At 48.4% G+C, this 15,160-nt stretch carries 10 protein-coding genes; 5 read left to right on the top strand and 5 right to left on the bottom strand.

The window, feature by feature from the left end:
- Window positions 1–40: 40 nt before the first annotated feature.
- The 4 genes from BQ7117_RS02280 to BQ7117_RS02265 all read right to left on the bottom strand — a co-directional run bounded on the left by BQ7117_RS02280 (window position 41) and on the right by BQ7117_RS02265 (window position 7,461).
- Entirely contained in the window at window positions 41–1,555 is a 1,515-nt protein-coding gene (locus tag BQ7117_RS02280) for a DUF5719 family protein (RefSeq protein WP_073996008.1), read from the bottom strand.
- Window positions 1,552–4,755 (bottom strand): glycosyltransferase, encoded by a 3,204-nt coding sequence (locus BQ7117_RS02275; RefSeq protein WP_073996007.1) that lies wholly within the window; start codon window positions 4,753–4,755, stop codon window positions 1,552–1,554. The genes BQ7117_RS02280 and BQ7117_RS02275 overlap by 4 nt, the downstream gene beginning before the upstream one ends.
- A 27-nt stretch (window positions 4,756–4,782) precedes the next feature.
- Window positions 4,783–5,064, bottom strand: a complete 282-nt coding sequence (locus BQ7117_RS02270; protein WP_073996941.1) for a WhiB family transcriptional regulator — start codon at window positions 5,062–5,064, stop codon at window positions 4,783–4,785.
- Between the two features lie 315 nt (window positions 5,065–5,379).
- Window positions 5,380–7,461, bottom strand: coding sequence for an oxidoreductase (locus tag BQ7117_RS02265; RefSeq protein ID WP_073996006.1), 2,082 nt, complete (start codon window positions 7,459–7,461; stop codon window positions 5,380–5,382).
- A 328-nt stretch (window positions 7,462–7,789) separates the two neighbouring features.
- Between BQ7117_RS02265 and BQ7117_RS02260 the strand changes: the two genes are divergently transcribed.
- The 4 genes from BQ7117_RS02260 to BQ7117_RS02245 are packed head-to-tail and all read left to right on the top strand — an operon-like array spanning window position 7,790 to window position 13,282.
- Window positions 7,790–9,895 carry an N-acetylmuramoyl-L-alanine amidase gene (locus BQ7117_RS02260; RefSeq protein WP_073996005.1) on the top strand — a complete coding sequence of 702 codons (2,106 nt, stop codon included), beginning with the start codon at window positions 7,790–7,792 and terminating at the stop codon, window positions 9,893–9,895.
- Window positions 9,892–11,433 (top strand): DUF2142 domain-containing protein, encoded by a 1,542-nt coding sequence (locus BQ7117_RS02255; protein ID WP_073996004.1) that lies wholly within the window; start codon window positions 9,892–9,894, stop codon window positions 11,431–11,433. Before BQ7117_RS02260 ends, BQ7117_RS02255 begins: the two co-directional genes overlap by 4 nt.
- A 4-nt stretch (window positions 11,434–11,437) precedes the next feature.
- The gene (gene rfbA, locus BQ7117_RS02250; RefSeq protein WP_073996003.1) at window positions 11,438–12,313 is read left to right on the top strand and encodes a glucose-1-phosphate thymidylyltransferase RfbA; all 876 of its coding nucleotides are present in this window, start codon (window positions 11,438–11,440) and stop codon (window positions 12,311–12,313) included.
- A gap of 3 nt (window positions 12,314–12,316) precedes the next feature.
- A complete protein-coding gene (locus tag BQ7117_RS02245; protein ID WP_073996002.1) occupies window positions 12,317–13,282 on the top strand; it encodes a glycosyltransferase family 2 protein in 966 nt (321 codons plus the stop codon).
- A gap of 2 nt (window positions 13,283–13,284) precedes the next feature.
- Here the strand turns inward: BQ7117_RS02245 and rfbD are convergent, their stop codons facing one another.
- On the bottom strand, window positions 13,285–14,139 hold the full coding sequence (rfbD, locus tag BQ7117_RS02240; RefSeq protein ID WP_073996001.1) for a dTDP-4-dehydrorhamnose reductase: 855 nt from the start codon (window positions 14,137–14,139) through the stop codon (window positions 13,285–13,287).
- 180 nt (window positions 14,140–14,319) lie between these two features.
- Here rfbD and BQ7117_RS02235 point away from each other — a divergent pair, with 180 nt between their 5' ends.
- The gene (locus tag BQ7117_RS02235; RefSeq protein WP_143273949.1) at window positions 14,320–15,159 is read left to right on the top strand and encodes an ABC transporter permease; all 840 of its coding nucleotides are present in this window, start codon (window positions 14,320–14,322) and stop codon (window positions 15,157–15,159) included.
- Window position 15,160: the final 1 nt, after the last annotated feature.

The raw sequence follows: 15,160 nt of genomic DNA, 5'->3' as shown, positions 1-15,160 counted from the left end.
GGAAACGACGGCAAGATAAGCAGCCCAGCAGCGCCGAATTTTAATTTACTCCGTGGAGAGAGAAGGAGCTAGAGCTGGCTATATCCGGGGTTAGAGGTAACCAATCTATACCTTTTCCACCCGCCACATCTGCTTTCACTATTACTCCACCATAGAGAGGGTGCTCGGCAGTTATATTCACATAAGTAGTTTTATCTGGTAAATCTATACCGGAGGTACCGGAAATAGTGAGTTCATTTTTCGCCAGAGATTTCCCGGCCGCATCAAAAGCTTCCCACTGCAGAGAAGTACTCCCCGCAGCTGCCGGCGTCATTATTAATCTCCCAGTTCCCAGCGCGAAAGCAACGGCACTATTTTTTAACTCTGGTTGCGCTGCCAGCCAAGCAATATCGGTACCGTTTTCCGTTTCGTAAGCCAATTGCACGCCAGCCGCAATAGCCGCCCCAGATTCTAGCTGCAGCGTATAATCGCCGGGTTTTAAGCCGTCTAAATTCAAATCTAATACTGCTTGCCCAGCTACTTGCACTTGTTCACTTCCGGCCAAGGGCGCCCGCTTACCACTGCGATCTATAGTGAAAATTCGTACTTCCTGCGTTTTCTCTTCCGTATTCACTATACGCAAGCTGGCTTTCACTCCAGCAGCTACCAAGCTAGATTCTTCACCACGCGCCGCAGCATCCGGAATTTCGGCAGTTAGTGAATCTCCAGCTGGTAGATGCAAGCCAGGTATCACTAAATCTTTTCCAGATACCCCGGCGTCGAGAAAATCAATTCCCCGTGGAGTGTATCCCGTAAGACTATTAGTCTGCAGCGAAGCCGCAAAAAATCCAGAATCAGAGTACACGTGCAAAGCAGAACGCTCACCATCTGCCAAAATACCGTCTAGAGATACCGTCTTTGCCGCATGCGGAGCTAAATTTATATTGCTGCCGCTCCCTAGCTCTTGTTTTCCTTTCTCAGTGTATTGAGAAATATGGATAAGCATCGGATTGGGAGACGGATTGACTAGAAACAACCGGCTAGCCTCGCCTATTTTTACACTTCCTCCCACAAACCAAGCAGCGCTAGATGCCCATCGGCACGGGTTATTGGCGATTCCACGCAAATCCCCAGCTTGCGCTAGATGAGCACTTCCACCGCTCATACTAGCGCCATCCGCCTGCCCGCGTTTGATAAGGATACTCCCCTGCAGCATCGGCTGTTGCAATCCGGTCTTGGTAGTGTAATCCGCTCCCAGCACTGGAGAGGAAATAGCTTTTTTATCAGCATTGGTGCCAGGAATCCAGGTAGCAGTGGCGGCATTTAAATCTACCCCGGAGAGAAAAGCTCCCGCCCAGCCTTGGATTTTCTCTTCCGCTTGCATAGTGCTACCCACTTGCGGAATTAATCTTTCAGCCCCACCAGTGCATATTAAAGAAATAGTGCCATCAGCAGCGGCTACTCCGGGGAGCTCTTTTTCCGTAGCAGGCGGCGCAGGTAGCAGATAAGCGGCCCCGCCTACCGCCCCTCCTAGTGCTAATACCACTAGAGCAGTAAAGAAATTTTTAACCTTCACAGCCTTTCCTTTCGTCGGCGCGCTCCTAAAGGCAAGGCAGCCACTACGGCAATAATTCCTACTATCATCTGCGCAATTAGTATGCCTGTGCGCAGCGAATCCCGATAAGTGACGTATAAAGTACCCGCTTGCTCCGCTGGAATCTTCCACCTTTGCGCCCAATTAGGAGAATCTTTTTCCAGCTCTCGACCATTTAATTCCGCATGCCAACCGGCAGCTTTTCGCTCAGCTAATACCAGATTACGCTCATTCCCCGCCGCAATTTCCGTCTTGATTCGATACTTACCCGCAGCTAAAGCCTCCAAAGTAGCTTCGTCCGTTTCTATAGCTGCGCGCGGTGCCGGTTCCGGTAAATCGGGGCCAGTAATTCGCCAGAATTGCCCCGTTTCATTTTCCGTCACGTATTCCAAACCAGGAGCGGCAAAAAGATAAGATGCTAATTCGCTTCGACTTTCGCCAGATTCACCCGCTGCCGCAGGAGGCAGCAGCACTATCGATATGCCATGCGCATGTAAAGCCGGTACCGCAGCCGCAGATCCAGTGAGTAAATCAGCCACCGCTTTTTCTAGATCTTGCTGTGCTGGGTCAGAACTAGCTAAAGAAGCAGTACCCGCCACTCGCGAAAGCGGAAATTCGTGCAACTGTAAACCAGCTGCCCGCCAGATTTCCGCGTTATAACCACTCTGGTAGGCTCGCAGAGCTAAGACACGCGCCCGCGCCGGAGAATTCATCTGCTTTTCAGCCAAGGCCGGCACTACTTGGGCAGGTTGCGCGTGCAGTACCGCATTTACCCCGCTTATTTGAATATGAGCCCACTGCCCCATGATTCCGAGTAAAGCCAGTGGGAAAAGTAGCAGTCCTATTCCCGTAAGGGCATGCGCGAAACCAAAATTACGCTGCCGCAGCGCGGTAAAAAGCCCGTAGGAGCCAAAACAAAATACGAGGAATAATCCGAGCCAAGCACAGCTTAAACCGAGGCCGTGCCAAGCAGAGATACCGCTTGCCCGCCCGCCTTCAATACGCCAGGCCACTAAGAGATACGGTGAAACTAGCGCCCACAAGAATCCGAAAATCGCCAATAACCAAGCAAAGCGAATCTGCCGAGCTTTTTGCCCCCGCAGCAACAGTAGGATGGCTAAGAAAATCAATAGCGCTAAGCCACCGAAGAGAAAAGCATCTGCGCCGCGGATATCAAAGGGACGCGTGGTGAAACCTTGCGCTACTTGCAGAGGCGATTTTGCTCCTGCATAGGGCAGACCAGGAGATGAGAAGAGGAAAGCAAAAATATTTTCGGTTTTGAGACTGATTAAAGAAGGAAGAAGCAACACAAAAGCCGGTACCGGCAACCATAGCCAAATAAGTTTAGCTTTTGTTCCTAGCAGAGCTATGAGCATTATGAAGAAAGAAAATACTAGGAATATCGGAGCAGAGGCCGCTATTAGTGCAAAGAGAAGTGCCGCTAGCCCTAGATGACCGCTGTATCCGCGCCATGCCCCCACTAAGGCCCAGCCGAGAAGCGGAATAAAGATATGCACTAAAACTGGACCGATACGCCCACTGCTGAGCGCTTCTAATAACGCTGGGGATAGTACCCAAAAAATTGCTGCCCCGGTGCGCACCAGCCAAGATTTTGTAAAGCGACCGGCAAAAAGATAGGCACTGATAGCTCCTATTGGAATGGCCGCATAGAGTAAAAAGGTCAGCAGAGTACCGAGCGAAAGATGGAACGGAGCTCCGAGTACCAGAAGTGGAAGTAAAACTAACCAGAGAGAATCTACCGGCAAACTGTAGCCGTCTCCGCTCAGCAACCACGAATTTCGTATTGCTTGCCAAAGCTCACCGGCGGTAGAGCTATCGCCAAGCAACTGACCACCCGCCAAGGTACCAGATGAAAAATACGGCAAATTGAAAAGAGTGGAGATGAATATGGCTGCTAACAGTGTGAAAATAAAACCGCGGCGCGTATGCCGGCGTAAATCTTGCTGCGCCGCCACAATAAGCGGATTAGGCTGCGCTGATAGCTGCCGAGCCTCTACCCGTTCTTTTTTCGCTTCTCTTTTTGCCCAGCGTATTTCTACCGGTCGTGCTTCTAGAGCCCGCAAACCAGCTACTGCACTTCCCGCTGCAGCTATCTGTTTCCGCCCGCGCCGCACCGCAGAGAAACTGGTAGCGATATGAGCAGCAGCCGCAATTTCTCCACGGGCCCGCACTAGATCACGCCCAGCTAAACGAATGAGCATTCGGGCAATTCCCCCGAGAATATAACCTAACCAGCAAAATACTAGTAAAGCATCGGGGGCAGCCAGTAGCGAATTAAAAATTTGCGCTTGCCGCCGCTGGCCATAGCTCTGCGCCATGGCGTCGTTGGAAATGGAAGATTCTACTCCAGCCGGAGAATCTGGATAAAAAGAAAATTGCCGATGATATACGACAGCGGCAGGGGCTACTACTACTCGATAACCGGCTAGGCGAATCCGCCGCGAAAATTCGAGGCCATCTCCAAAGGGTCCTAAATCATTATTGAGCCCTCCGAGCTGCCTATATATATCACTGCGTACCAGCATGCCGGCAGTTCCGATTGCCAGCATATCTTCTCGGTTGTCATGCTGGCCTTGGTCTCTTTCCCCTAAATCCACTTCGGGCACCCGCCGCGCTGAACGGGTAGCGCGAATTCCCACTTCTAGAAGTTGAGGGGTAGTCGTTTTTGTTTTCGCCGCAGAATTATTTTCTATCCAAGTGAGTTGTTTCGGCCCTACTGCCCCGATAGCCTGGGAAAGTTCTCCTTTTCGGAGCAAGATATTGAGAGCAGATTTATCCGGAGCCGAATCGGCATGCAAAATCCATATCCAACCCCGCTGCCCCGTATTTTCCTCAGCGAGTGCCGGAATTTTTTGCAAAGCGGCGGCCAGAGAATTAACTACTCCAGTTTCCACGATTTCCACTGCCGGCACCCGCACCTGATAATTACGACTCGCAGTTTCACTCGTAAGCGCTTCAGAAGTAGCCGGGAAAATGCTGTGTACTAATTCCGTTAATTCCGCAGTCTGTGCCGGCACGGCAATAAAAATTCGCTGTGGTTTGAGGTCCTGGGCATATAGACCTTGTAGAGTGCGCGGCAAGTAGTCCTGATCAGCTTGGCAAGCTACTACTACGGCGGTTACCGGCTCGCGCACTGCCTCCATTTTATTCTGCGAAATCATACTCCCGCTCCTGCCGGCTCCCACTACCTATATTTCGCCGGCAGCTCTTTTACGCTCCCGGGCTAGGCGCTTTCTATCATTATCGGAAGTACCGCCCCAGATTCCGTGCCGTATATCGTGCGAAACGGCGTACTCTAAGCATTCCGCGCGCACGGGGCAGCTGCGGCAAATAGAAGTAGCCGGAGCAGTCGATCCGCCTTTTTCTGGATAAAAGAGATCGGGGTCAGTTTGCGCACAGAGGGCATCTTCCATCCAACTTAAATCTTCGCCGGCCGCTGTACCGTATCCGAGGTTAAAAATACCCAGCATGAGGCTCTGGGCGTCTTTAGCGTCCGTAACTGCCGCTTCGCGGGAGGTAACGCTACGCACCTCGCGAAGTGACACTGCGGAAGTTTCGTGCCGCATAGTTCACCTCTCCTGCCGGTTAGTTATTTACTAACTAAATTACACGCATGTAAGCCCCTAAAGTCAAGGCGAAATAGGAAAATGATACCCACATTTTTCTAGAAACTCATTAAACACGCGGACAACACGGATATTGTCTGTAAAAAGTGAGAAACTTGGCAAACGAAAAAATTCGCCTCCCCTATCTACTGTATTTACATATTAATTTCCATCGCATTTCTATATCTTCATAGCCGCCGCATAGGCATCCCATACCACGGTGCGCACATTGCCTACTTGCCGGCAATCCCCTATTTGATACACCTGCTTACCTGCCGGAGCTAAAGGAGCGCTGCGGTAACCCACTGAACTGACCACCTTATCGCAGGGAATTTCCAGCTTTTCTCCGTTCGCACCGCGGCAAATCACCTTATCCGCTTCTACTTTCTGCAAAGTAGTATCCAGATACACTGGCACTTTCTGCAGCGCAAACCATTCGCGCAGATAAGAACTATTAGCTAAGCACACTCCACGCTGCGCAATTAGATCTGATTTCATCTCTATGATTATGGGTTGAGCTCCTTTTAAAGCCAATTCATAGGCGATTTCGCAGCCGGTGAGCCCGCCCCCGATTACCGCTACTCGTTGATCTTTAGTCTCCGTGTAATCACTGCGCAAGAAATCGCAAGCTTCTACCGTATTTTCCCAACCGGGTACCCGCGAAAGAGCAATAGGGCTAGAACCGGTGGCAATAATTACGGGCATATCTGCCGCTAAGAATTCATCAATGCTAGCTACCGGTGAATTGAGATGCACCTCAATATTCAGTACCTTCATCTGCCGGCGATACCAAGCGAGCAATTCGCGCAGTTTTCCTTTATAAGATTCCGCACTGCCCGAGATAAATACTCCACCTAATTCACTACTCTTCTCGTAGATTACCGGCTTGTGCCCGCGTAGATGCAGCACCCGCGCGGCTTCCATACCGCCAATTCCTCCACCGATAATTGCTACTCGCTTTGGCAAAAGCGTTTTTTCAATATAGTACTTACGCGATTGCATAGTTTCGGCATCTACCGCGCAGCGCGAAAGGTGCAAGGAATCGTAGAGATCTTGATCATTCGGCACTCCTTTATAATGCGCCATATTGAAACAAGCACTATGGCAGAGAATGCAGGGGCGAATATCGGCTTCTTTACCAGCAATCATTTTCGTGACCCAAGCGCGGTCTGCTAAAAACGGCCGGGCAAATCCGGCTCCATCTAATCTTCCAGCCGCAATTGCACTGGCAGCGGCGCGCGGAGTAGTACGACCAGCCGCCACCACCGGAATATCCACAAACTGTTTTATATGCTCCACATCTGCTAAATTGCAGTTTTCTGGCATATAAATCGGCGGGTGTGCCCAGTACCAAGCATCGTAGGTGCCATTATCGCAGTTGAGCATATCGTATCCCGCCTCTTGGAGATACTTTGCCGCCCGCTCCGATTCGGCCATATCCCTTCCCACTTCTGTGTATTCTTCCCCTGGCAAAGCTCCTTGCCGCATACCTTTCGTCTTAGATAGCACGGAATAACGTAAAGAAACCGGAAAGTCTGCTCCGCAGCGCGCTTTTATAGCCTGCACAATTTCGACTGCGAAACGGTAGCGATTTTCAAAACTGCCTCCGTAGTTATCTGTGCGCTGGTTGGTATATGCAAGAGCAAACTGGTCTAGTAAATATCCTTCATGTACTGCATGAATCTCTACTCCGTCTACTCCCGCCTGCTGCAACTTATAAGCAGAAAGTGCAAAAGCCTCAACGACTTCTTTAATTTCGGCCACCGTCATCTCTCGGGAGGGCACTTTATCTGACCAACGGTTTGGCAAAGGCGAAGGAGCCGCCGTAATTCTTTCTAAATCCATCACCGGCTTGGCCAGAAAACGTAACACCCTATTGGTATAGAGTTTTTCCATCGTTTCACTTATGGTAAAAGCTCTCCCGAATCCTGCCGTCAACTGCACAAATAACTTTGCGCCAGTAGCATGAAACTCCGGCAACCACGCCGCTAAATCACGATACATTTTATCGTTTTTATATAGCCACTGCCCAAACATCGGATTATAAACAGGCTGACAACCAGGCAAAATAAGCCCCACATCGTGGCGCGCAACATCTAAAATAAATTTAGCTGCTTCCTTATCGAAATGGTTGCGCTCCATCCACCCCAGTAGATTGGTACCACCCATAGAGGTCATCACAATGCGATTTTTTATCTCGCATTCCCCCACTTTCCACGGCGTAAAAAGTGGAGCTAAATTTTCCGCAATTTGCGTGTCCATGAAATTTCCCCTTTTCTAAATCGATATCACCCCAGATAGCTACGCTATATTCAAGATGCAGCGCCCATATTCAAGACGCAGTATCAAGCAGTACTGAGAAAACACCTGGCAACTCTGCCGGCAAATTCCCCTTCGATTTAATTGATACTCATTGTACTAGGAAACTCGCGAAGGGGTGCAAATAAATGATTAAAAATAAAAAAGAATATCCAAAAACACCGTCACTCTGAAAACAATGTTACAAATGTGAAAGTTGTGTAGAATGTAAACTGTTTATAGAATGCTATATTGTACGTTAATTATTTTCGGACACTGCTTGGAGAAATTTATGCTTAGAGCTCTTACAGTCGCATTTGGGCTTTCCCTTTCCCTCACCGGAATACTGCCCACTGCTAATGAAGAAGCTGCTGCCCTGCTAGTAGATTTACTTGATACCAGCAACGAAGCCACCACCGAAATTTCTGAACAAGAAAATGGCAGTTACTCACTCACCACTGCCCCGCTCGACACGGAAGAATTCCAAGCTGCTGGAATAATTTGGGAAGGCACTAGCCCAGCTCGAGTAGAAGTGCGCAGTAAAGATGAAAAAGGCTGGAGTAATTGGGCGGAAGTAGGAATCGAAAAACCAGCAGAAAACCGCCAACCAGGAAGTGAACCTTATATAGCGGCTGGAGCTACCGGTATACAGGTACGCGCCGTTGGAAAAGAACTACCTACTGACTTGAAAGCAGTGTTACTTACCGGAGAAAAGAATACGGTAAAAGAAAAAGAAATAACTCCTAATCCAGCTACCGAAGATCCAGATAGTAATAAAAATCCGGAACAAGTATCAGAATCCGCAACTGGTTATATTAATTCGGGGACTGCTTTCACGGCCGAAAACGCTTCCGCTTCCCTGTCTACCACTGCAAATACCCAAGCATTAACTACTAAAGCTTCCACCACCGCCGCTGGCGCACCAGCATTACAGAAGCCGGTAAGCTTTCTCTCTTCTTTACAGACCGCTGCCTCCCGAGCAGTTTCCATAAAAACTGCTACACCCGCTCGCCCCACCATTACTTCGCGTGCAGGATGGGGAGCTGGGCGCGCCGGATGGAATCCTAGTTTTGCCTCTCTCCGCGGAGCAGTAGTACACCACACCGCCGGCAGCAATAATTACACCGCCAGTGAAGTGCCCGGAATTATTCGCAGTATTTTCCACTACCATACGTATACTTTGGAATGGGGCGATATTGGATACAATTTCCTAATCGATAAATACGGAAATATCTACGAAGGTCGGGAAGGTACTCTGCGCTCTCCGCGCGGCCAAATGGCGGTAGGTGCACATGCCTACGGAGCTAATACCCACTCGGTAGGAATATCTATTCTCGGCAGTTATATGTACGGAGTGCAACCTACCACTGCTTCTTTAAACTCACTACAAAAAGTAATCGCTTGGCAATTTGGAATGGGGAATGTAAACCCATACGGATCTTGGGTGCCAAGCACCGGAAAACAAACTCCAAATATTGCCGGGCATCGAGACGTTTTTAGCACCGCCTGCCCTGGCTCTGTCTACGAGCATCTCGGAGCAGTGCGCGCTGGCGTAAAGCAAATACTAGCAAATGCTAATAATACTAATTCGGGCGGATCTACCATCCCTGGAAGTAATGTAAATAGCACTTTCACCAATATCCCCTTTACTTCCAACACAAAGTACACAGACAACAAAAAGATCGGTTGGGGCTGGCCTAACCAAGGCGTCTGGACAGCCGGAGATTTTCTGGAAAATGGTTACAGCGATATGTTGCTGCGCACCAGAGATGGCCGGCTATTAATTTACGATGCGCAAGCCGGCGATAGCTGGGCAAGCCCTCGGCAAATTGGCAATGGCTGGAATATCTTTACTGAGCTCTATACCGGAGTAGATTTCGACGGAGATTCCCATATCGACATAATCGGAAAAGATGCCGCCGGCAGATTATTCCTCTATCCAAGTGATGGCAATGGCTATTTCCGAGCTCCGCGGCAAATTGGCAATGGCTGGAATATCTTCAAGTCCATATTTTTAGTAGAAAAAGGCATAAACAATCAGCCTACTTTTTACGGTATTAATTCGCGCGGGCAAATGTATGCCTATCCGACTAACGGACGCAGTACTTTCTATGCCCCTCGCCTTCTCTCGGGCAATTATGCAGCTATGCAAGCTGTTGGAAATGCCGGAGATTGGAACACCGATGGGAAAACCGATATTATTTTCTTGAATGAAAAGAAGGAACTACTGCTTGGATATGGTTCTACTGCCGGTTTCACCAAGTTTGCAAAAATTGGACATGGCTGGGGAGTTATGAGCTATATAGGGCGCGCCCATATGGCAGGGAATAAACGAAATTTATATGCCGTAGCCAAGGATGGCAAGCTCTACAGATATGAGTGGGAGTGGCGTAGATGATGCCGGAAAAGCCGATAAACAAAAAAGCACAGCAGATACAGAAAATACTACTTATAGTCATCTGCATAGGCTCTTTTATCGGCCTCGGAATCACGTGGGCATTAGCCTCTCCTCTGGGTGGTTCCCCGGATGATGACTATCATCTAGCTAGCACTTGGTGCCCTACTCCACTCGATAAATCTGGATGTGTAATAAGAGAAGACACAGAAACAGGAAAAATTGCGGCATTAGTGCCCCAACCAATCGCAAAAAATGATAAATGCTTTGCTTTTCGTAGCAATGTATCCGCCGCCTGTACCTATAAATATTCAGCGGCAAAAGACGAGTGGACCTATCGAGTAGATGACGGGAATTACCCAGGTGGATACTATAAATTCCATCACTTATTCATATCAGATAATCTTATTACTTCGATTATCTCGATGCGGATAATAAATTTCCTTATCGGCATTATTCTCTACGGAATTATTCTGGCGCTTCTCCCTCCGGAACTCCGTCTAAAATCTGTCCTCGCCCTGCTCGTGGCGTGGACACCTATGGGGATATATTTTATTGCTTCCAATAATCCGAGCTCCTGGGCAATTTTAGGGATCAGCGCTTTCTTCCTCAGCATGCTAGGAGCAGTAGAAAACACTGGAAAGAATCGCTATTTATTATTAGTTTGTGCGGCGGTGGGAGCAGCTCTAGCCTGCGCTAGCCGAGGCGATGCAGCCTTTTATCTACTAGTAGCAGGGCTAGCTATCGGAGTGTATGCTTTTCGCTCCACCCACTGGAAAGCAACTATGTCTATAGCCGGATTGGCCTCCCTAGTTGGCCTCTTTGTATTCCGTAATACCGGGCATTCAGTAAGTATCACCCACGTCGCCACCTCTGGAGCTATAGAAAATAGCAGCACTATCACTACTCCGCCTCTTAATCGGATTATCTCTTTACTGCTTTCTTTCCCGGAATATTTTGCCGGATTTTGGGGAGCTGGCTTTGGCCCCGGCTGGTTCGATGTTCCTATGCGTACTGCCGTATTTTTAGGAGCATTCACTGCTTTAGGCATATTTCTTAGCTTGGCACTCGGTAAATCCTCCATAAAAAAGATCTTGATGCTGTGTATCGTAGGTGGCGCTGTAGTAGGCATCCCCGTAGTAGCTGCTTATACCCAAGGCAATATGCAGACTTACATAATGCAGCCGCGCTATCTTCTACCGCTATTGGCTCCCCTGCTTATAGTCCTTGCCCTAGATAAAAAATTCATTTCCGGATCCGGAAAACAAAAAAGTCTTTGGCTACTTATCAGCTGCTTAAGTCTAGCGAATATGTATGCCCTACATTCTGTATTAGGAAGATTTACCGGCGGTACAGACCGCGATAAATACAACTTGAATAAGTTACTCAGTTGGTGGTGGGATATCCCCGCTTCCCCGATGCTAGTATGGGCAGTTGGCTCATTACTATTTTTCTGTGCTTGCGCTAGCCTATTACTGCTCTTATCTCGCCTGGATACCCCCGCGCCTGCTTCCATTTCCCAGAAAATTAAGCCAGAATAGAGCCATGCGTGGAATCATTTTAGCGGGAGGCTCCGGTACCCGTCTGCACCCAGTGACGCAAGGAATCTCTAAGCAACTCGTGCCGGTATACGATAAACCGATGATTTATTATCCGCTCAGCACCCTTATGCTCGCGGGAATTCAAGATATCCTCATCATCACCACCCCGCATGACGCCCCTCAATTCCATCGACTATTAGGAGATGGGACGCAATTCGGAATTAATCTTTCTTATACTGTGCAGAAGGTGCCAAACGGGCTCGCACAAGCTTTTGTACTGGGAGCTTCCCATATTGGCAACGAATCAGCTGCACTGGTGCTCGGCGATAATATCTTTTATGGCCCCGGAATGGGCACAAAGCTGCGCCGACATATAGACCCAGAAGGCGGGGCCGTATTCGCTTATTATGTGAATGATCCAGAACGCTACGGAGTAGTAGAATTCGATAAAGATTTTCGCGCAATTTCTATCGAAGAAAAACCTGCGCATCCAAAATCGAACTATGCCGTACCGGGGCTCTACTTTTACGATAACGAAGTAGTGGAAATTGCCCGTACTTTACAGCCTTCCCCGCGGGGCGAATATGAAATCACCGATGTGAACAAAGTTTATTTGGAAGCTGGAAAACTCCAGGTAGAAGTCCTTCCTCGTGGTACTGCTTGGCTGGATACCGGCACTTTTGATTCACTGGCAGATGCTACTTCGTTTGTGCGCACAGTAGAGGCACGTCAAGGGCTAAAAATTGGCTGCCCAGAAGAAATCGCTTGGAGAATGGGATTTTTGAATGACGAAGAACTATGCGAGCGCGCCGAGCCTTTGCGTAAATCTGGCTACGGAGAATATTTGCTAGATATTTTGCAGCGAGAGCAACGCGGCTAAAAAATGGGCTTAGATTCTTCTTCCCAATCTGATTCTCAGCAGCTTTCCGCGAAAGTATATGCGGTAATTATTAGCTATCACCCCGATATAAAACTACAGAAATTAGCTAATTCTCTTTGCCGGCAATGCCAGAAAGTCTTCGTAATAGATAACGGCTCTAGCCCCGCGAGCGCCGAATTATTTTTCGAACTAGAAGAGCTGCCCAATTTAGAAGTGCAGCGGTTGGGGGAAAATACTGGCATAGCGCACGCACAGAATGTAGGTATAAAAGCAGCTTTAGCTGCCGGAGCTGATTTTGTGCTCCTCTCGGATCAGGATTCTTTACCTACAGAAAATTTTGTGGCACAACTGTTGAGTTTTTATCAAAAACGCACAGCTAGCAGTGCTTCCCCTCTCGGAGCAGTGGGACCTTATATAAAAGATGTGCGCCCCGGCGGGGATGAGCTAGTTTATGTAGATAAAAAATGGGGACCACGCCGTTTCCTTCCAGATACCACTTCTCAAGCAAAGCCTGCTGTAACTATAGATGCTGCTTTTCTGCTTGCGTCCGGTTGCCTCATTCCGCGCGCCACTTTAGAAAAAGTGGGGTTGATGAATAGCGACTATTTTATAGACCATGTGGATTTAGAGTGGTGTTTGCGGGCGCGACGCGCTGGGTATCGATTAGAAGTATGCCCCAGCGCTCTGTTAGACCATAGCTTAGGAGATAGCACCGTACACATTCCCGGGCGTACCCAGCCCGTACATGTGCATTCCCCTATCCGTTGCTATTATTTAGCGCGCAATACTCTAAAATTAATTGCTTCCGGATTATTGCCGCGCCGCTGGCAATTGGGATACCTGATCTGGTTGGTAAAATATTGTGCCTTCAACACTCTATTAGCTGATAAACGGTGCGAACGCGCACGTTTATTGGGGCGCGGCATTAGAGATGGCTTGCGTGGTAAAAAAGGGAAAATCGAAATTTAGCCTCACTGCTCCAGCTCTAAAATTTCCGCTGCCGCCACTTCCCAGCGCTCCTGCCAATCACCTATAGGCGCTACTCCAATTTTTTCTAAGGCAGTATGCCCCAGCACCGAGTAATGCGGGCGCGGAGCTGGGCGATTAAAAGCAGCAGCAGTAGTTTCTCCCACCATAGCTGGGTCTTTGCCATAAGAAGCGATGATTTGCTGCGTAAAACCATACCAATTAGTTTTCCCTTGCGAAGTACCATGATAGATACCGCTAGGAGCTTCTGCGCGCACTAGCCGCAACAATAAATCAGCTAAATCTCGCGTCCACGTAGGCTGACCCCATTCATCGGTTACCACACTCAACTTATCGTGAGTATCAGAAAGTGCCGCCATCGTCTTAGGGAAACATTTACCATGCTTACCGTATAGCCACGCAGTGCGCACGATCAAATAATCTGTACAGTAAGTGCGCACCGCCCATTCACCAGCTAATTTAGTGCGTCCATAAGCTCCTTTAGGTGCTAATACCGCATCTTCTGCATAGGGAGTATCTCCATCTCCCGCAAATACATAATCAGTAGAAATCTGCACTAAACGGGCACCGATTTTCTGGCACTGCCGAGCTAATAGCTCCGGACCTACCGCATTCACCATAAAAGCAGCAGCTTCTTGCTCTTCCGCTGGATCTACTGCCGTAAAAGCGGCCGTATTTACCACTATATCGGCGTCTTTCACCATTTTTTCTACTGAAAGCGCATCCGTGATATCAATTTCGGGGCGATCCAGCACTTTTACAGTTTCGTTTTCTTGCTCTAGCAAGGCCACTAAATCTGTACCCAGCATTCCTTTTCCGCCTACAACCAGCCACCGCATTCTGCACTCCTCCTGCCCGGATTATGTATTCAGTTCACTAACTAAATATTTTAATAATTCTTAAACCGGTAAACTACCTATAGAAGCCTACAACTTCCTATCTTTCTTTTCAGAACGAAAAGAACCTACTATAAGATGTACTATTGTAGGCCTAATGGGAATTTATGCAGAAGGGGCATTATGAGCGATAGCGTGGAATATACCAATATTCGCCCGCAAAAGAGTCTCTGGCAGCAATGGACCCTAATTGAAGCTTTTGGCCAACGCGATTTGAAATCTAAGTTTTCTGGCACAGCCCTTGGCTGGCTCTGGTCACTAGTAGTACCACTAGCCACCTTATGCATTTATTCTCTGGTCTTTTCCATAATCTTCCGAATGCGCGTGCCGGCAATGGGCGGACCCCACAATAAACCTATTTTTGCTCTCTGGTTTTTTGCCGGCCTTATTCTCTGGGGATTTTTTCTAAACTCCGTGAATGCCGGGATGAACGCACTAGTATCTTCCGGAGATTTACTACAAAAAGTTTATTTTCCAGTATACGGGCCCGTAATAGGCGCCGGTTTAGCAATCGGAGTGCAGTCGCTAATTGAAATAGCTTTACTTCTAGCAGTACTACTATTTTTTCTTAACATATCTTGGACGTGGCTGCTCATGTTGCCACTTATTGCCTGTTATGTGGTATTCACGTGGTCAATATCGGTAATATGCGCTATTTGGAATGCCCACATACGAGACATGGCGCATCTAATTGGCGTAGCTCTACAGTTACTTTTCTATTTGACACCCATTATCTATCCCATTTCCATTGTGCCGGGAGCTTGGAAAGGCATACCTCTCCAAGGAATAGTAAGCAATACTCCGTTCGCAGAATTCGTGATTCTTTTTCGGAATTTACTCTACGATTTAACGCCGGGAGCTTGGCAGCAATGGTTAGCTATTTTCCTCTGGACCGGTTTATTCCTGGGCATAAGCGTGGCAGTTTACCGGAAGTACGGATCTGATCTGGGAGAAAAACTCTGAT

Source organism: Arcanobacterium urinimassiliense, assembly GCF_900119495.1.
Lineage (GTDB): Bacteria > Actinomycetota > Actinomycetes > Actinomycetales > Actinomycetaceae > Arcanobacterium_A > Arcanobacterium_A urinimassiliense.
Note: the sequence above shows the minus strand (reverse complement) of the source record. Positions and strands in the feature narration are given on the sequence as shown.